Source organism: Citrobacter sp. Cpo061, assembly GCF_030332845.1.
Classification (GTDB): domain Bacteria; phylum Pseudomonadota; class Gammaproteobacteria; order Enterobacterales; family Enterobacteriaceae; genus Citrobacter; species Citrobacter portucalensis.
Genome location: NZ_JAOWHB010000054.1, coordinates 371597 through 389030, shown reverse-complemented (window position 1 = coordinate 389030; position 17434 = coordinate 371597). Strand labels below are relative to the sequence as shown.

16 protein-coding genes are annotated in these 17434 nt (G+C 54.0%); 14 read left to right on the top strand and 2 right to left on the bottom strand.

The window, feature by feature from the left end; genetic code table 11:
* The first annotated feature begins 20 nt into the window (after positions 1 to 20).
* Positions 21 to 296, top strand: a complete 276-nt coding sequence (locus tag OGX97_RS22010) for a YfcL family protein (RefSeq protein ID WP_003028163.1) — start codon at positions 21 to 23, stop codon at positions 294 to 296.
* Positions 297 to 410: 114 nt separating this feature from the next.
* Here OGX97_RS22010 and mnmC read toward each other — a convergent pair whose 3' ends face one another.
* Positions 411 to 2411, bottom strand: coding sequence for a bifunctional tRNA (5-methylaminomethyl-2-thiouridine)(34)-methyltransferase MnmD/FAD-dependent 5-carboxymethylaminomethyl-2-thiouridine(34) oxidoreductase MnmC (mnmC, locus tag OGX97_RS22005; RefSeq protein ID WP_048234813.1), 2001 nt, complete (start codon positions 2409 to 2411; stop codon positions 411 to 413).
* Between the two features lie 159 nt (positions 2412 to 2570).
* Between mnmC and fabB the strand changes: the two genes are divergently transcribed.
* Both fabB and OGX97_RS21995 read left to right on the top strand, forming a co-directional pair.
* Positions 2571 to 3791 (top strand): beta-ketoacyl-ACP synthase I, encoded by a 1221-nt coding sequence (gene fabB / locus OGX97_RS22000; protein ID WP_008785363.1) that lies wholly within the window; start codon positions 2571 to 2573, stop codon positions 3789 to 3791.
* A gap of 230 nt (positions 3792 to 4021) precedes the next feature.
* Entirely contained in the window at positions 4022 to 5200 is a 1179-nt protein-coding gene (locus OGX97_RS21995; RefSeq protein ID WP_003834805.1) for an MFS transporter, read from the top strand.
* Here the strand turns inward: OGX97_RS21995 and flk are convergent.
* Positions 5197 to 6198, bottom strand: a complete 1002-nt coding sequence (flk, locus tag OGX97_RS21990) for a flagella biosynthesis regulator Flk (RefSeq protein ID WP_048236385.1) — start codon at positions 6196 to 6198, stop codon at positions 5197 to 5199. The two genes, OGX97_RS21995 and flk, sit on opposite strands and share 4 nt — an antisense overlap.
* A 108-nt stretch (positions 6199 to 6306) precedes the next feature.
* On the opposite strand from flk, the gene pdxB reads away from it, so the two are divergent.
* The 11 genes from pdxB (at position 6307) to argT (ending at position 17193) form a co-directional block, all read left to right on the top strand.
* The gene (gene pdxB / locus OGX97_RS21985) at positions 6307 to 7443 is read left to right on the top strand and encodes a 4-phosphoerythronate dehydrogenase PdxB (protein WP_048234815.1); all 1137 of its coding nucleotides are present in this window, start codon (positions 6307 to 6309) and stop codon (positions 7441 to 7443) included.
* A gap of 68 nt (positions 7444 to 7511) precedes the next feature.
* Complete coding sequence (locus OGX97_RS21980) at positions 7512 to 8525, top strand: aspartate-semialdehyde dehydrogenase (RefSeq protein ID WP_008785360.1); 1014 nt, start codon at positions 7512 to 7514, stop codon at positions 8523 to 8525.
* A complete protein-coding gene (gene truA / locus OGX97_RS21975) occupies positions 8525 to 9337 on the top strand; it encodes a tRNA pseudouridine(38-40) synthase TruA (RefSeq protein ID WP_003028142.1) in 813 nt (270 codons plus the stop codon). Before OGX97_RS21980 ends, truA begins: the two co-directional genes overlap by 1 nt.
* 24 nt (positions 9338 to 9361) lie before the next feature.
* Entirely contained in the window at positions 9362 to 10021 is a 660-nt protein-coding gene (locus tag OGX97_RS21970; RefSeq protein WP_003028140.1) for a DedA family protein, read from the top strand.
* A gap of 149 nt (positions 10022 to 10170) precedes the next feature.
* Positions 10171 to 11085, top strand: a complete 915-nt coding sequence (gene accD / locus OGX97_RS21965; RefSeq protein ID WP_003834797.1) for an acetyl-CoA carboxylase, carboxyltransferase subunit beta — start codon at positions 10171 to 10173, stop codon at positions 11083 to 11085.
* A 192-nt stretch (positions 11086 to 11277) separates the two neighbouring features.
* A complete protein-coding gene (gene folC / locus OGX97_RS21960) occupies positions 11278 to 12546 on the top strand; it encodes a bifunctional tetrahydrofolate synthase/dihydrofolate synthase (protein WP_071445209.1) in 1269 nt (422 codons plus the stop codon).
* Positions 12536 to 13204 (top strand): cell division protein DedD, encoded by a 669-nt coding sequence (gene dedD, locus OGX97_RS21955; protein WP_003834793.1) that lies wholly within the window; start codon positions 12536 to 12538, stop codon positions 13202 to 13204. Before folC ends, dedD begins: the two co-directional genes overlap by 11 nt.
* Positions 13205 to 13417: 213 nt before the next feature.
* Positions 13418 to 13906, top strand: coding sequence for a colicin V production protein (gene cvpA / locus OGX97_RS21950; protein ID WP_003028129.1), 489 nt, complete (start codon positions 13418 to 13420; stop codon positions 13904 to 13906).
* Between the two features lie 33 nt (positions 13907 to 13939).
* Complete coding sequence (gene purF, locus OGX97_RS21945) at positions 13940 to 15457, top strand: amidophosphoribosyltransferase (RefSeq protein WP_003028127.1); 1518 nt, start codon at positions 13940 to 13942, stop codon at positions 15455 to 15457.
* A gap of 96 nt (positions 15458 to 15553) precedes the next feature.
* Positions 15554 to 16123 (top strand): UbiX family flavin prenyltransferase, encoded by a 570-nt coding sequence (locus tag OGX97_RS21940; RefSeq protein ID WP_003028125.1) that lies wholly within the window; start codon positions 15554 to 15556, stop codon positions 16121 to 16123.
* Positions 16124 to 16410: 287 nt separating this feature from the next.
* Positions 16411 to 17193: a lysine/arginine/ornithine ABC transporter substrate-binding protein ArgT gene (gene argT, locus OGX97_RS21935; protein WP_071445219.1), complete on the top strand. Its 783-nt coding sequence runs from the start codon at positions 16411 to 16413 to the stop codon at positions 17191 to 17193.
* Positions 17194 to 17434 lie beyond the last annotated feature (241 nt).

The window sequence follows — 17434 nt, the reverse complement described above, 5'->3', positions numbered from 1 at the left end:
GTTTACAATGAGGAAATAAGATGATCGCGGAGTTTGAATCACGCATTCTGGCATTAATCGACGATATGGTAGAGCACGCCAGCGATGATGAGTTGTTTGCCAGTGGCTATTTGCGTGGGCACCTGACGCTGGCTGTGGCTGAGCTGGATGCTGGCGAGGACCATTCCGCTGAGGCATTGTACGCCAATGTGACCAGCAGCCTGGAAAAAGCCATCAGCGCAGGCGAACTCTCGCCGCGTGACCAGGCGTTAGTGAAAGAGATGTGGGACACACTGTTCCAGAAGGCAACGCAATAATAATAGCAGTGGATTGTGCCGGATGGCGACGCGAAGGCGTCTTATCCGGCCTACGCGGACGGGGGTTGTAGGCCGGATAAGCGTAGCGCCATCAGGCAATGGCGAGATGGTATCTTATTTCACCGCTTTACCCTTCAATAACTTCCTCACCCACAGACGATTCGGATTCAGCGCTGCCAGCGTACTGGCATCCATAGGAATAGGTTCATCGCTCATTTGCGATGCCAGAATTTCTGCACACAGCGGGGCAGTACACAGCCCGCGCGAGCCCAGCGCACCTAACATAAATAAATCGGAATACACCGGGGCGTTTACGGCGTGCACTCTGTCTTCGGCAAGCGTGGCGTATTGGCTGAGCGTGGTGTCATAGTCCGCGACATTGCCGACCATCGGCATGTGATCGCGCGTGGCACAGCGCACTCCACAACGGGCGGCATTGCCACTAACGTCTACTTCTTTTGCCCACGAGGCATTCGGGAAACAATCTATTAAGCGCTGACGGTTTTGCTGCTGATCGTCCGCGCGATACACCGTTTCTTCACTTCCGCGATGATAGCTGGCGCCAATGCAGTGCTGCTGGTTTTGCGGGTTGTGCGGCGTGAGGTAGCCGTCATAGCACAGCACCTGACGCAGCGCTGAAAGCGAAGGCGTGGTAGGAATGTGACTCACCTGACCGCCTACGGAGTAGACCGGTAGCGACTGCGTCTGCTCAACGCCGTTAATGCGATGCCCGTTAGCCAGAACCACCGCAGCGTGAGTGGCGGTTTCGCCACTGGCAAACGTCAATTGCCAGTGTTCTGTCTGCCGAGACAGCGAGGCCAGCGTATGTTGATACCGGGTGCGTAATCCCAGCGTTGCGGCGTAGTCGAATACGGCGGCGGTTAATTGTGCCGGACACAGCCATCCTCCGGCAGGGTACTGAATCCCGCCGCATCCGGTTTCTACGCCGGTCGTTTGTAAAACCTGCTCTGCGTTAACGCTGACGGCGAGCGCATCAGGCAATTCAAGGGACAGCATTTGAGCGATTTTCTGCTGGCTTTTTTCATCCCACGCCAGTTGCGTCACACCGCACCAGTCATGCGCGAACGCAACCGGAAGGGCGTCATACAGGCGGCGGGCGAAGGTAAACGCGGTAGGGAAAAAGAGGTTAATGGCCGCGTCATGCTTGCTGAGCAACGGATAGAGCGCGCCCTGACGGTTACCCGATGCGCCTTCGGCAGGTTTCGCATCTGCGCAATAGAGCGTGACCTGCCAACCGCGGCGCAGTAACGCCAACGACAGCAATGTGCTGGCGATGCCTCCGCCAATAATGGCGGCTTCGCGCTTATCTGTGCCCGTGCGCGTGAACCACGGAGCCGATGAAGGGAGCGCCAGAGTCTGTTCCATGACGCCACAAAGCATTTCGCGTTTGCGACCAAAGCCTTTGCATTTTTGCATCGTAAACCCGGCTTCCTGCAACCCCCGACGCACAAAGCCCGCTGAGGTGAAGGTCGCCAGCGTACCGCCCGGACGAGCCAGACGGGCCATTGCGTTAAACAGCGTTGGCGTCCACATATCCGGATTTTTTGCCGGTGCGAAACCGTCCAGAAACCAGGCGTCCACTTTTTGATTCAGGGAGTCATCGAGCTTACTGGTCAGTTCGTTAATATCGCCAAACCACAGATCCAGCGTGACGCGTCCTTCATCAAGGAGCAGGCGATGGCATCCCGCCAACGGCAGCGGCCATTGCTCTTGCAGCGCCGTGGCCCATGGGGCAAGTTCTGGCCAGTGCTGATGGGCTAAGGTGAGATCTTCACGCGTTAGCGGATATTTTTCAAAACTGATGAAATGTAATCTTTCCAGGGTAGCTTCAGGATGGGTATCGCGAAAATCGGTAAATGCCTGCCAGAGCGTCAGGAAGTTAAGTCCGGTGCCAAACCCGCTTTCTGCCACCACGAAGAGGGGACGTGAATGCGCAGGGAATCGCTGGGCGAGATGATTCCCGCCGAGAAAGACGTAACGTGTCTCTTCCAGCCCGTTATCATTAGAAAAATAGACATCGTCAAAATCTCGGGAAACAGGTGTACCCTCAGCGTTGAATTCAAGGTTTGCAGGTTGTATAGCGTATTGTTTCACGTAAGTTACTCGTCTGGCAGGCTGTGCCCCGATCTTAGCGATGAGTGCCTGGCTGCGCAAATTTCCACATTAAATGGCTGATCGGACTTGTTCGGCGTACAAGTGTACGCTATTGTGCCACTCGAAACTTTAAAATAGTGCGACTTACAGAGGTATTGAATGAAACGTGCAGTGATTACTGGCTTGGGCATCGTTTCCAGCATCGGTAATAACCAGCAGGAAGTCCTGGCATCTCTGCGTGAAGGACGTTCAGGGATCACTTTCTCTCAGGAGCTGAAGGACTCCGGCATGCGTAGCCACGTTTGGGGCAACGTAAAACTGGATACCACTGGCCTCATTGACCGCAAAGTAGTGCGCTTTATGAGCGACGCATCCATCTATGCATTCCTTTCTATGGAACAGGCAGTGGCTGATGCCGGCCTTGCAGCAGAAGATTACCAGAACAACCCGCGCGTTGGCCTGATTGCAGGTTCCGGCGGCGGCTCCCCGCGTTTTCAGGTGTTCGGTGCTGACGCAATGCGTAGCCCGCGTGGTCTGAAAGCGGTTGGCCCGTATGTGGTCACCAAAGCGATGGCGTCCGGCGTTTCTGCCTGCCTCGCAACGCCGTTCAAAATCCACGGCGTAAACTACTCTATCAGCTCTGCCTGTGCGACATCTGCGCACTGTATCGGTAACGCGGTAGAACAAATTCAGCTGGGCAAACAGGACATCGTTTTTGCTGGCGGCGGCGAAGAGCTGTGCTGGGAAATGGCGTGTGAATTCGACGCCATGGGCGCGCTGTCTACCAAATACAACGATGCACCGGAAAAAGCTTCCCGTACCTATGACGCACACCGTGACGGTTTCGTTATTGCCGGCGGCGGCGGTATGGTCGTGGTTGAAGAGCTGGAACACGCGCTGGCACGTGGCGCGCACATCTATGCGGAAATCGTCGGTTACGGCGCAACATCCGATGGCGCAGACATGGTTGCTCCGTCTGGCGAAGGCGCAGTACGTTGCATGCAAATGGCGATGCACGGTGTAGACACCCCGATCGACTACCTGAACTCTCACGGTACCTCTACCCCGGTAGGCGACGTGAAAGAGCTGGGGGCAATTCGTGAAGTGTTTGGCGACAACAGCCCGGCAATCTCTGCGACTAAAGCCATGACCGGCCACTCCCTGGGCGCAGCTGGCGTACAGGAAGCTATCTACTCTCTGCTGATGCTGGAACACGGCTTTATCGCGCCGAGCATCAACATTGAAGAGCTGGATGAGCAGGCGGCAGGTCTGAACATCGTGACCAAACCGACCGAGCAGGCGCTGACTACCGTGATGTCCAACAGCTTCGGCTTTGGCGGCACTAACGCAACGCTGGTTATGCGTAAGCTGAAAGCATAAGACAGTGTGCCGGATCTTATATCCGGCTCATGCTGTACAGTAAAGGGAGCCGTCAGGCTCCCTTTTTTATATCGTTGACAATCGATCGGGTTTACAGGCAGACTCCAGCTTCAACATTATCCTCTTGATAATGCGTAAGCGTTTAACGTTATCCAACGCACCTTAATCCTGATAGTCAGGTAGAGGGGGCGTGGGCATTCCTCGCCTTACTCTGCATTTTGGAGTAACGCATGACAGCTGTAACCCAACAAGAAAAAACACCTTCGGCGAACTTTTCGCTGTTTCGTATCGCTTTTGCAGTTTTCCTGACCTATATGACGGTCGGTCTCCCTTTGCCCGTGATTCCTCTGTTTGTGCATCAGGAACTGGGCTATGGCAACACCATGGTCGGTATCGCCGTAGGTGTACAGTTTCTGGCGACGGTATTAACGCGCGGCTACGCCGGGCGCTTAGCCGATCAATATGGTGCTAAACGCTCGGCGCTACAGGGGATGTTTGCCTGTGGGCTGGCAGGCGCTGCGTGGCTTTTAGCCGCGCTATTGCCTGTTTCTGTTCCCGTAAAATTTGCGTTGTTAATCGTCGGGCGTTTGATCCTCGGTTTTGGCGAAAGCCAACTGCTCACCGGTACGCTGACCTGGGGGTTGGGGCTGGTCGGCCCAACACGCTCCGGTAAGGTGATGTCGTGGAACGGAATGGCGATTTACGGCGCGCTGGCCGCCGGTGCACCGTTGGGCCTGTTGATCCACAGCCACTTTGGCTTCGCGGCGCTGGCGGGAACGACGATGGTATTACCGCTGCTGGCATGGGCATTCAACGGCACCGTGCGTAAAGTGCCTGCGCATGCAGGAGAACGTCCTTCGTTATGGAGCGTGGTGGGGCTTATCTGGAAACCGGGCCTGGGCCTGGCGCTGCAGGGCGTTGGCTTTGCGGTGATCGGTACCTTTATTTCACTCTATTTTGTCAGCAACGGCTGGACGATGGCGGGGTTCACCCTGACTGCGTTTGGTGGGGCATTTGTGCTGATGCGCATTCTGTTTGGCTGGATGCCGGACCGTTTCGGCGGTGTGAAAGTCGCCGTTGTCTCTTTGCTGGTGGAAACTGCGGGGCTGATTTTGCTGTGGCAGGCCCCATCGGCCTGGATTGCGCTGCTCGGGGCGGCATTAACCGGGGCCGGGTGTTCGCTTATCTTCCCGGCATTGGGCGTCGAGGTGGTGAAGCGAGTGCCCGCGCAGGTTCGCGGTACGGCGCTGGGCGGTTACGCCGCGTTTCAGGATATCTCCTACGGCATAAGCGGTCCGGTAGCCGGGGTGCTGGCCACCGCGTATGGTTATCCTTCAGTGTTCCTTGCCGGGGCGATATCCGCCGTGGTGGGGATTATTGTAACGTTGCTTACGCTGCGTAAAGGTTAAGCGACCAGCCAGAAAATGGCTAACGCAATTATCAACGCAACAAACAGCAGTCCCGGTCGTGCCGACAGAGATTTAACCGTTTCAATCATCGGCGCGAACGGGCTGTAAATGGGCTGCAGATGACGCGGATCGCTGAGCTCACGTTCTCGTTCCACGCGACGCAGGAAAATTTGATTGAGCAAGTCCTGCACCTGCACCGTGGTCAGAATCGATTGTGGTTGGATCTGATACGTCTGCTGTGCGTATTCTTTTATCGCTGTCAGCTCATTCGGCTCTAATGGCAGCTTCAGCGCCGCCTGGAGCGTTTGTAGCGTAGGGGCGCTTTGCAGGCTGAGCGTCTGGCGCGCCTGCAGCCAGGTGACCAGGTGCGTAAACTGTTTGGCAGGGATCAGCTCACCGCTTTTTACGCCAGACAACTCCAGCATAGACTGCCAGATCATCTTCCCGGATTCTCCTGTGGCCGCCGCCAGTTTGGTAACTAACTGGTTCAGCGTATTGTGCTCTGCGGGGAGCAACGGGCGATCGGTAGCAGGGCGCTGCTGCGGCTGCGGTATCGACAGCTGTCCTTGTTGCAGCAGCGTGAGCACGTTCTTCAACTGCTCAGGCGTGAGCTGGCTGAGCGCCGTTTGCCCATACTGCTGACGGATAAAATCACTCACCGCCTGGCGATTATTTCCCTGGCTCAGTAATTCAGTGAGCTGCGAAAGCACCTGACGATTAACATGATTTTGCTGAGCAACCCCCAGTCGTTGGTTAAGGTTTTGCTCAGCGGCAGGAAAGTGACGTGACTGCAGCGGCGTATCACTTTTGACGCCCAGATCGTGCTTCATTCCGGCCCACACCTCAGCGCTTTGCTGCTGGGTGAGTGAAATCAAACGGGTAATTAGCCGTTCCAGCACAGTACGTTGGTGCGTGGATAACGGTTGTTCACCCGCAGCGGAAGGGGCATTTTGGCCTTCGCCGGGAGGGCGTGCGGGCGTACCTGAAATGGGCTGCATCATCTCTGTTCCTTAAATCTGTGCTGACCAGGTCTCGCAGTATGCCTGGCGGCGAGATTATGGCACACTTGCCCGGTTAACTCTCGTTCTCAAACAGGTGCGAAAGACGTGAAAATCCTCGTTGATGAAAATATGCCCTATGCCCGCGAACTGTTCAGTCGTTTGGGGGAGGTCAAAGCGGTTCCCGGTCGTCCGATTCCCGTTGCTGAACTGGATGATGCGGATGCTTTAATGGTGCGCTCGGTGACGAAAGTAAATGAATCACTGCTTGGCGGAAAACCGGTTAAATTTGTCGGTACGGCAACCGCTGGCACAGACCATGTGGATGACGCCTGGCTTGCGCAGGCGGGGATCGGTTTTTCCGCCGCGCCCGGTTGTAACGCAATAGCGGTCGTAGAATATGTTTTTTCAGCGTTACTGATGCTGGCGGAGCGCGACGGGTTTGCGTTACGCGATCGCACCGTAGGCATTGTGGGTGTGGGTAACGTGGGCGGGCGTTTGCAGGCGCGTCTGGAAGCGCTGGGGATCCGCACGCTGCTGTGCGATCCACCGCGAGCCGATCGCGGTGACGAAGGCAATTTCTGCTCGCTGGATGAACTGGTTGAGCAAGCCGATGTGCTGACTTTCCATACCCCACTGTTTAAAGACGGGCCGTACAAAACGCTGCACATGGCGGATGACGCGCTGATTAGCCGGTTGAAGCCGGGCACTATTCTGATCAACGCCTGCCGTGGGGCGGTCATCGACAATACGGCATTGCTGAACCGATTGAATGCCGGTCAGTCGCTGAGCGTTGTGCTGGATGTCTGGGAAGGAGAGCCGGATCTCAATGTGGCGTTGCTGGAGAAAGTCGATATCGGCACGGCGCACATTGCCGGGTATACCCTCGAAGGAAAAGCCCGTGGTACCACGCAGGTCTTTGAGGCCTATAGTAAGTTTATTGGTCACGAGCAGCACGTTGCGCTCAGTACCCTGTTACCCGCGCCGGAATTTGGTCGTATCACCCTGCATGGCCCGTTAGATCAGCCAACGCTGAAAAGGCTGGTGCATTTAGTGTATGATGTGCGCCGCGATGATGCGCCGCTGCGCAAAGTCGCTGGAATTCCGGGTGAGTTTGATAAACTGCGTAAAAATTACCTTGAGCGTCGTGAATGGTCGTCTTTATATGTGATGTGTGACGACGCAACGGCTGCTGCCTTATTGTGTAAGCTGGGTTTTAACGCTGTTCATCATCCGGCACATTAATGTCTTCTTAATGCTCCCTGTCGAATAATGCGACAGGGACGCTTACGTATTTCTTGGAGTAAATCACCATGTCTGAAGGCTGGAATATTGCCATTCTGGGCGCAACGGGCGCCGTAGGCGAAGCCCTGCTCGATACGCTGGCTGAACGCCAGTTCCCGGTCGGTGAAATTTATGCGCTGGCGCGTAATGAAAGCGCCGGTGAACATCTGCGTTTTAACGGTAAATCGGTCATAGTGCAGGACGTTGCAGACTTTGACTGGACGCAGGCACAGTTGGCATTTTTTGTTGCGGGCGCTGAAGCCACCGCCGCCTGGGTAGAAGAAGCCACTAATGCGGGTTGCCTGGTGATCGACAGCAGCGGTCTGTTCGCGCTTGAGCCAGACGTTCCGCTGGTGGTTCCGGACGTTAACCCGTTCGTGCTGGCGGATTACCGTAACCGCAATGTGATTGCGGTACCTAACAGTCTGACCAGCCAACTGCTGTCTGCGCTGAAACCGTTGATTGATGACGGTGGGCTTTCGCGTATTACGGTGACCAATATTATCTCGGCTTCCGCTCATGGCAAAAAAGCGGTGGATGCGCTGGCCGGACAGAGTGCAAAACTGCTTAACGGCATCCCGATTGACGAAGATGATTTCTTTGGCCGTCAGTTGGCATTCAACATGCTGCCGCTGCTGCCCGATCGTGAAGGTAGCGTGCGTGAAGAACGTCGTATCGTTGATGAAGTGCGCAAAATTATGCAGGATGATGGTCTGCTCATCTCTGCCAGCATCGTGCAGTCCCCGGTATTTTATGGCCACGCGCAGATGGTGAATTTTGAGGCCCTGCGCCCGTTGGCGGCGGAAGAAGCGCGCGATGCGTTTTCACGCGGTGAAGACGTGGTGTTGTCGGAAGAGACCGATTTCCCGACCCAGGTTGGCGATGCATCGGGCACGCCGCACCTTTCTATTGGCTGCGTGCATAATGATTACGGTATGCCAGAGCAGGTTCAGTTCTGGTCTGTGGCGGACAACGTACGCTTTGGCGGCGCGTTAATGGCGGTGAAAATAGCGGAAAAACTGGTGCAGGAGTACCTGTACTAATGTCTGACCAGCAACAGCCGTCAACCCATAAAATTGCGCTGGGCATTGAGTATGACGGCAGCAAATATTATGGCTGGCAGCGCCAGAACGAAGTGCGTAGCGTTCAGGAAAAACTGGAAAAAGCGCTCTCTCAGGTGGCGAATGAACGCATCAATGTTTTTTGTGCAGGACGCACGGATGCGGGCGTTCATGGCACTGGGCAGGTCGTGCATTTTGAAACCACTGCCCAGCGTAAAGATGCGGCCTGGACACTGGGGGTAAATGCGAATTTACCTGGTGACATCGCCGTGCGCTGGGTTAAAGCTGTACCCGATGATTTTCATGCCCGATTTAGCGCCACGGCTCGCCGTTATCGCTACATCATCTACAATCATCGGTTGCGCCCTGCGGTTTTGGGTAAAGGGGTAACCCATTACTATGAACCGCTGGACGCTGAGCGTATGCATCGTGCGGCCCAGTGTCTGATTGGCGAAAATGATTTTACCTCGTTTCGAGCGGTGCAGTGTCAGTCGCGCACGCCGTGGCGAAACGTGATGCACATTAACGTCGAACGTTTCGGTGCATATGTGGTGGTGGATATTAAAGCGAATGCCTTTGTACATCATATGGTCAGGAATATTGTCGGCAGCCTGATGGAAGTTGGCGCCAACAACCAGCCGGAGAGCTGGATAGCAGAACTGTTAGCAGCAAAGGACAGAACGCTGGCAGCGGCAACGGCGAAAGCGGAAGGACTGTATCTGGTTGCGGTAGATTACCCGGACCGGTTCGACCTGCCAAAACCGCCTATGGGCCCGCTATTTCTGGCGGACTAATTTGAGTCGTATAAAGGCAAAACTATGGACCTGATTTACTTTCTTATCGATTTTATCCTGCACATTGATGTGCACCTGGCGGAGCTGGTTGCGGAATACGGTATCTGGGTATACGCCATTCTGTTTCTGATCCTGTTTTGTGAAACCGGGCTGGTGGTGACACCATTCCTGCCAGGGGACTCGCTGCTGTTTGTTGCGGGCGCGCTTTCTGCGCTGCCAACCAACGATCTTAATGTTCATCTGATGGTGGCACTGATGATTGTGGCGGCGATTGTGGGCGATGCGGTGAACTACACGATTGGCCGATTGTTCGGGGAAAAACTTTTCAGTAACCCGAACTCCAAAATTTTCCGCCGCAGCTACCTGGATAAAACCCATGCGTTCTACGAGCGTCATGGCGGTAAGACGATTATCCTGGCGCGTTTCGTGCCTATCGTGCGTACATTTGCGCCGTTTGTTGCCGGTATGGGACATATGTCCTACCGTCACTTTGCGATGTATAACGTCGTAGGTGCATTGCTGTGGGTATTGTTGTTCACCTACGCAGGCTACCTGTTCGGCGATCTGCCGATCGTCCAGGAAAACCTGAAATTATTGATTGTGGCGATTATCGTCCTTTCCGTATTGCCGGGGGTGATTGAAGTAATTCGCCATAAGCGTGCTGCGTCACGGGCTGCAAAATAGAAAGTAACTCAGCGGTTCGACCACTTTTTTATCCAAAGTTTCGGGCTGTTATGTTTTAATGTGCAACATTCATGGTCTGTTAGGGGCAAAAATGGCATTATGCGCCCCTTATAACAAAGCTGACTAGGGTTCAGGCAGAAAGGTCACCAATGAGCTGGATTGAACGAATTAAAAGCAACATTACTCCCACCCGCAAGGCAAGCATTCCTGAAGGGGTGTGGACCAAGTGTGATAGCTGCGGTCAGGTTTTATACCGTGCTGAGCTGGAACGTAATCTTGAGGTCTGTCCGAAGTGTGACCATCATATGCGCATGTCGGCGCGCAATCGCCTGCATAGCCTGTTAGATGAAGGTTCTCTTGTGGAACTGGGTAGCGAGCTTGAGCCGAAAGACGTGCTGAAGTTTCGTGACTCCAAAAAATACAAAGACAGACTGGCTTCTGCGCAGAAAGAAACCGGCGAGAAAGATGCGCTGGTGGTGATGAAAGGCACACTTCACGGTATGCCGGTCGTTGCTGCGGCATTCGAGTTCGCGTTTATGGGCGGCTCCATGGGCTCTGTGGTCGGCGCGCGTTTTGTCCGTGCCGTTGAGCAGGCGCTGGAAGACAACTGTCCGCTGATCTGCTTCTCCGCTTCTGGCGGGGCGCGTATGCAGGAAGCGCTGATGTCTTTGATGCAGATGGCGAAAACCTCTGCTGCGCTGGCGAAAATGCAGGAACGCGGTTTACCGTATATTTCTGTACTGACCGACCCAACAATGGGTGGTGTTTCCGCAAGCTTCGCGATGCTGGGCGATCTCAACATTGCAGAACCGAAAGCACTGATCGGCTTCGCTGGTCCGCGTGTTATCGAGCAAACCGTACGTGAGAAACTGCCGCCGGGATTCCAGCGCAGCGAGTTCCTGATTGAAAAAGGCGCTATCGATATGATCGTTCGCCGTCCGGAAATGCGCCTGAAACTGGCAAGCATCCTGGCGAAGCTGATGAATCTTCCTGCGCCGAATCCGGATGAGCCGCGTGAAGGCGAAGTGGTACCTCCGGTTCCCGATCAGGAACCAGAGGCCTGATAGTTTACGCTATGGGTTTCGGGTTGCAGGCAGGCGACAAGAGTGTTAATCCCGATGAACTTACACCGTTAAGTGATTCGGGAGAGCGAGTACAGCCAACACATCTGCAACGTGGAAAACGACGTGTAAAAAAGGGCAGGCCGGTTGGCGCTGCCCTTTTGCTTTTCTCAACGTAAAGAATCTACAGGCATCATGGACAATAAACGTATCCCTCAAGCCGCGTCGCCCCTGGCGTCGTGGCTTTCTTATCTTGAAAACCTGCACAGTAAAACCATCGATCTGGGCCTTGAACGCGTCAGCCAGGTGGCGCGTAAACTGGGGGTGTTGAAACCTGCGCCATTTGTTTTTACGGTGGCAGGAACCAATGGGAAAGGCACAACCTGTCGTACGCTGGAATCTGTGCTGACTGCGGCAGGCTATAAAGTTGGGGTGTACAGTTCGCCTCATCTGGTGCGCTACACGGAACGCGTACGCGTGCAGGGGCGTGAACTGCCGGAATCAGCTCATACCGCCTCGTTTGCTGAGATTGAAGACGCACGTGGTGACATTTCCCTGACTTACTTTGAATACGGTACGTTATCGGCACTCTGGCTGTTTAAACAGGCCCAACTGGATGTTGTTATTCTGGAAGTGGGGTTAGGCGGCCGCCTTGACGCCACCAATATCGTCGATGCCGATGTCGCAGTAGTCACCAGTATTGCGCTTGACCATACTGACTGGCTGGGCCCGGATCGCGAAAGTATTGGTCGTGAGAAGGCGGGGATTTTCCGCGCAGAGAAACCGGCCATCGTCGGCGAACCGGAAATGCCTTACACCATCGCAGATGTCGCTCAGGAGTGCGGGGCGATTTTGCAACGTTGCGGTGTGGACTGGCGCTATGCGGTCACAGAGAACGACTGGTCGTTTACTGATGCTCATGGAACGCTGGCGCACCTGCCGTTGCCGCAGGTGCCACAACCTAACGCTGCAACCGCACTGGCCGCACTGCGCGCAAGCGGCCTTAACGTCAGCGAGCAGGCCATTCGTGACGGTATCGAACAAGCGATTTTACCGGGACGCTTCCAGATTGTGAGCGAGTCACCGCGGGTGATTTTTGATGTTGCCCATAACCCGCATGCGGCGGAGTATCTGACCGGACGTCTGAAAAAGTTAGTGAAAAGCGGGCGTGTACTTGCGGTTATCGGTATGCTACATGATAAAGATATTGCAGGTACGTTGGCCTGGCTGAAAAGTGTGGTTGACGACTGGTACTGTGCGCCCCTGGAAGGGCCGCGTGGTGCAACGGCAGAACAGCTGCTGGAGCACCTGGGCAAAGGCAACGCTTATGACAGCGTGGCGCAGGCATGGGCTGCGGCACTTGCTGAGGCGAAGCCAGAAGATACCGTGTTGGTGTGTGGATCGTTTCACACTGTCGCACATGTCATGGAAGTAATAGACGTGGGGAGAAGCGGTGGCGAGTAAGTTTCAGAATCGATTAGTCGGCACAATTGTGCTGGTCGCGCTCGGGGTGATTGTGCTTCCCGGGCTGCTTGACGGCCAGAAAAAGCATTATCAGGATGAATTTGCAGCGATCCCACTGGTGCCTAAACCCGGCGATCGCGATGAACCAGACATGATGCCTGCAGCAACGCAGGCACTGCCGACTCAGCCGCCGGAAGGGGCGGCAGAAGAGGTGCGTGCGGGTGATGCTGCCGCGCCATCGTTGGATCCATCACGTTTGACGACGGCAAACAGCGCGGAGTTAGATCCTGTCCCTGCGCCTGTGGAACCACCGAAACCTAAACCGAAGCCGCAGCCTGTTGCTGTCGCCCCGACGCCAACGCCGGCACCGACTCCAGCGCCGAAACCGGCCGCTGAGGAAGCGCCAGCCCCAACCGGCAAAGCGTATGTTGTACAGCTCGGTGCATTGAAAAACGCGGATAAGGTCAATGAGATCGTGGGTAAACTTCGTGGCGCGGGCTTCCGGGTATATACTTCCCCGTCAACGCCGGTGCAGGGTAAAATAACCCGCATTCTCGTAGGACCTGACGCCTCCAAAGATAAGCTGAAGAACTCGCTGGGCGAGCTGCAGAAGATCTCTGGTTTGAGCGGGGTGGTGATGGGGTATACCCCTAACTAAGGGATTGCGTTACGTTGCTCTGATGTAGGCCGGACAAGGTGTTTACACCGCCATCCGGCAGTGTCCGAAGAGGCATAAAATCGTATGGCGTTGAAGATTTTTTCAGCGCCATTTTTATTTACGCGTGGAAAGGAAATCCCTACGCAAACGTTTTCTTTTTCTGTTAGAATGCGCCCCGAACAGGACGACAGGGCGTAAAATCGTGGGACACATATGGTCTGGATTGATTACGCCATTATCGCGGTGATTGGTTTTTCCTGTCTGGTTAGCCTGATCCGTGGCTTTGTTCGTGAAGCATTATCGTTGGTGACTTGGGGTTGTGCTTTCTTTGTCGCCAGCCATTACTACACTTACCTGTCTGTCTGGTTTACGGGCTTTGAAGACGAACTGGTTCGAAATGGGATTGCTATCGCGATACTGTTCATCGCGACACTTATCGTCGGCGCTATCGTTAACTTTGTGATAGGCCAACTGGTAGAGAAAACAGGACTGTCGGGTACCGACAGAGTGTTGGGGATTTGCTTCGGTGCTTTGCGTGGAGCGTTGATCGTCGCCGCCATACTGTTCTTTCTCGATACCTTTACCGGTCTGTCGAAAAGTGAAGACTGGGGTAAGTCACAGCTGATCCCGCAGTTCAGTTTCATCATCAGATGGTTCTTTGACTATCTGCAAAGCTCGTCAAGTTTCTTGCCCAAAGTATAAACTTTGGGTCGTTGCTGAACGAGGAAAAGACGTATGTGCGGTATTGTCGGTATCGCCGGTGTTATGCCGGTAAACCAGTCGATTTATGACGCGTTAACGGTGCTCCAGCATCGTGGTCAGGATGCTGCAGGCATCATCACCATTGATGCCAACAACTGCTTCCGCTTGCGTAAAGCAAACGGAATGGTGAGCGATATTTTTGAAGCGCGCCATATGCAGCGTTTGCAGGGCAATATGGGCATCGGTCATGTGCGTTACCCAACGGCTGGCAGCTCCAGCGCCTCCGAAGCTCAACCTTTTTACGTCAACTCACCGTATGGCATTACGCTTGCCCACAATGGCAATCTGACCAATGCGCATGAGTTGCGTAAAAAGCTGTTTGAAGAAAAGCGCCGCCACATCAATACCACTTCAGATTCTGAAATTCTGCTGAATATTTTCGCCAGCGAGCTGGATAACTTCCGCCATTACCCGCTGGAAGCCGACAATATTTTTGCGGCCATTGCGGCAACCAACCGCCAGATTCGCGGCGCCTATGCCTGCGTGGCGATGATTATCGGTCACGGTATGGTTGCCTTCCGCGACCCTAACGGTATCCGTCCGCTGGTGATGGGCAAACGCGATATTGGCGATGGCCGTACCGAGTACATGGTGGCGTCTGAGAGCGTAGCGCTGGATACGTTGGGCTTTGAATTCCTGCGCGACGTAGCACCTGGCGAAGCGGTGTACATCACCGAAAAAGGCCAGCTGTTTACCCGTCAGTGTGCCGATAACCCGGTGAGCAATCCATGTCTGTTTGAATACGTTTACTTCGCACGTCCTGACTCCTTTATCGACAAGATTTCCGTCTACAGCGCCCGTGTGAATATGGGGACTAAGCTTGGCGAAAAAATTGCCCGTGAGTGGGAAGATCTGGACATCGACGTAGTAATCCCAATCCCGGAAACCTCCTGTGATATCGCGCTGGAAATTGCTCGTATTCTCGGTAAGCCGTACCGCCAGGGGTTTGTGAAAAACCGCTATGTGGGCCGTACCTTTATCATGCCGGGCCAGCAGTTGCGTCGTAAATCTGTGCGCCGTAAGCTGAACGCTAACCGTGCGGAATTCCGTGATAAAAACGTGCTGTTGGTGGATGACTCCATCGTGCGTGGCACCACCTCAGAACAGATTATCGAGATGGCGCGTGAAGCCGGAGCGAAGAAGGTGTATCTGGCCTCTGCCGCCCCGGAAATTCGCTTCCCGAACGTTTATGGCATCGATATGCCTACGGCGACGGAGTTGATTGCGCATGGTCGTGAAGTGGACGAGATTCGCCAGATAATCGGCGCAGATGGTCTGATCTTCCAGGATCTGAACGATCTGATTGAAGCTGTCCGTGCTGAGAACCCGGATATTCAGCAGTTTGAATGTTCAGTGTTTAACGGCGTGTACGTTACTAAAGACGTCGACCAGCAATATCTCGATTTCCTCGACTCCCTGCGTAATGACGATGCCAAAGCGGTATTGCGTCAGAACGAAGCGGAAAACCTTGAGATGCACAACGAAGGTTAATGTTTGCTCGCAAGCAAGGGCGCAACCTGCGTCCTTGCTTGCAACTCACAGTAATTTCCTGCAAAGTCGGCCCTGAGCAAGTAAGGGCGATTACACATGAAACGACTCATCATTGGTATTTCTGGTGCAAGCGGGGCAATTTACGGCGTGCGCCTGTTGCAGGTATTGCGTGACGTCACTGATGTGGAAACCCACCTGGTGATGAGTGCCGCTGCCCGACAGACGCTGGCGCTGGAAACGGACCTCTCTGTGCGCGACGTGCAGGCGCTGGCAAATGTGAATCATGATACCCGTGATATCGCCGCCAGTATCTCCTCCGGCTCTTTTCAGACTGCCGGAATGGTTATTCTGCCTTGTTCAATCAAAACGCTTTCTGGCATCGTCCACAGTTACACCGATGGGTTGCTTACCCGTGCGGCAGATGTGGTGTTGAAAGAACGTCGTCCGCTGGTGCTGTGTGTACGCGAAACGCCGCTGCATCTGGGGCATTTGCGATTGATGACGCAGGCGGCAGAAATTGGGGCGGTAATTATGCCACCTGTCCCGGCGTTTTATCATCGTCCGCAAACGCTCGATGATGTGATTAATCAAACGGTTAATCGCGTGCTTGACCAGTTTGATATTACCCTTCCGCAGGACCTGTTCACCCGCTGGCAAGGGGCGTAAGCCGTTCCATCAGCGTGCAAAGAATCATCCGTTGCCCTGTTTCAGGGCAATTTTGTAACCGCGATCATATCCTCAACATTTAATTCGTTAAAACTCAACGAAACGCTGCGGTTCAACCGCCAGACCTGCTATCTTCAAAATCAGGACATTATTGCAACGTTTTATTAACATATTTAACGTCGAATATCCTCATCGACGTGAAAATGGCATAAGACATGCATGAAAAAGTCTGCAAACACACAACACAACGTAAAACATAATAAAATTACGCCACTTGAGGGTTATGTATGAAGAAGACGGTTCTTGCTTTGTCTTTGCTGGTAGGACTCTCCGCCACCGCGGTCAGCTACGCAGCACTTCCGCAGACGGTTCGTATTGGTACAGATACAACGTACGCTCCTTTTTCCTCTAAAGATGCCAAAGGCGACTTTGTCGGCTTTGATATCGATCTGGGAAATGAGATGTGTAAGCGCATGCAGATCAAATGTACCTGGGTTGCCAGTGACTTTGATGCGCTGATCCCATCGCTGAAAGCGAAAAAAATTGATGCCATCATCTCCTCGCTTTCTATCACCGAAAAGCGTCAGCAAGAGATTGCGTTCTCAGACAAACTTTACGCTGCAGACTCACGTCTGATCGCCGCGAAAGGTTCCCCAATTCAGCCGACTCTGGATTCCCTCAAGGGTAAACACGTTGGCGTCCTGCAAGGCTCTACTCAGGAAGCCTATGCCAATGACAACTGGCGCAGTAAAGGCGTGGACGTGGTGGCCTATGCGAACCAGGACCTCATCTATTCTGACCTGACGGCAGGCCGTCTGGACGCGGCATTGCAAGATGAAGTCGCGGCCAGCGAAGGCTTCCTGAAGCAGCCTGCTGGTAAGGATTACGCTTTTGCCGGTCCGTCGGTGAAAGATAAAAAATACTTTGGTGACGGAACCGGGATTGGCTTGCGCAAAGATGATGCAGAGCTGAAAGCCGCTTTCGACAAAGCGCTGGGCGAACTGCGTAAAGACGGCACCTACGACAAAATGGCGAGCAAATATTTTAATTTTAATGTCTACGGCGATTAATACAGCGGCGTGGGGAATTGACTGCACCATTGCGGGTAACCATTTCGGTGCATAATAAATTCAGTGCACTGTTTTGGTGCTTTTATCGCTGACTTAATAAGCATGAGTGCATACTTAAGCGCTTTTCATGCAAATAAATACCGCCGACAGGGTAGAATGCTTTGCCTTGTCGGCCTGATTAATGGCACGATAACTGCACCTGGTCCTGTAAAGATCCCCTATAAAAGACAGTCTGTTGAGG

Coding starts and splice junctions, on each gene's coding strand:
- OGX97_RS22010 (WP_003028163.1), top strand. CDS start 21: ATGATCGCGGAGTTTGAATCACGCATTCTGGCATTAATCGACGATATG.
- fabB (WP_008785363.1), top strand. CDS start 2,571: ATGAAACGTGCAGTGATTACTGGCTTGGGCATCGTTTCCAGCATCGGT.
- OGX97_RS21995 (WP_003834805.1), top strand. CDS start 4,022: ATGACAGCTGTAACCCAACAAGAAAAAACACCTTCGGCGAACTTTTCG.
- flk (WP_048236385.1), bottom strand. CDS start 6,198: ATGCAGCCCATTTCAGGTACGCCCGCACGCCCTCCCGGCGAAGGCCAA.
- OGX97_RS21980 (WP_008785360.1), top strand. CDS start 7,512: ATGTCTGAAGGCTGGAATATTGCCATTCTGGGCGCAACGGGCGCCGTA.
- truA (WP_003028142.1), top strand. CDS start 8,525: ATGTCTGACCAGCAACAGCCGTCAACCCATAAAATTGCGCTGGGCATT.
- OGX97_RS21970 (WP_003028140.1), top strand. CDS start 9,362: ATGGACCTGATTTACTTTCTTATCGATTTTATCCTGCACATTGATGTG.
- accD (WP_003834797.1), top strand. CDS start 10,171: ATGAGCTGGATTGAACGAATTAAAAGCAACATTACTCCCACCCGCAAG.
- folC (WP_071445209.1), top strand. CDS start 11,278: ATGGACAATAAACGTATCCCTCAAGCCGCGTCGCCCCTGGCGTCGTGG.
- cvpA (WP_003028129.1), top strand. CDS start 13,418: ATGGTCTGGATTGATTACGCCATTATCGCGGTGATTGGTTTTTCCTGT.
- purF (WP_003028127.1), top strand. CDS start 13,940: ATGTGCGGTATTGTCGGTATCGCCGGTGTTATGCCGGTAAACCAGTCG.
- OGX97_RS21940 (WP_003028125.1), top strand. CDS start 15,554: ATGAAACGACTCATCATTGGTATTTCTGGTGCAAGCGGGGCAATTTAC.
- argT (WP_071445219.1), top strand. CDS start 16,411: ATGAAGAAGACGGTTCTTGCTTTGTCTTTGCTGGTAGGACTCTCCGCC.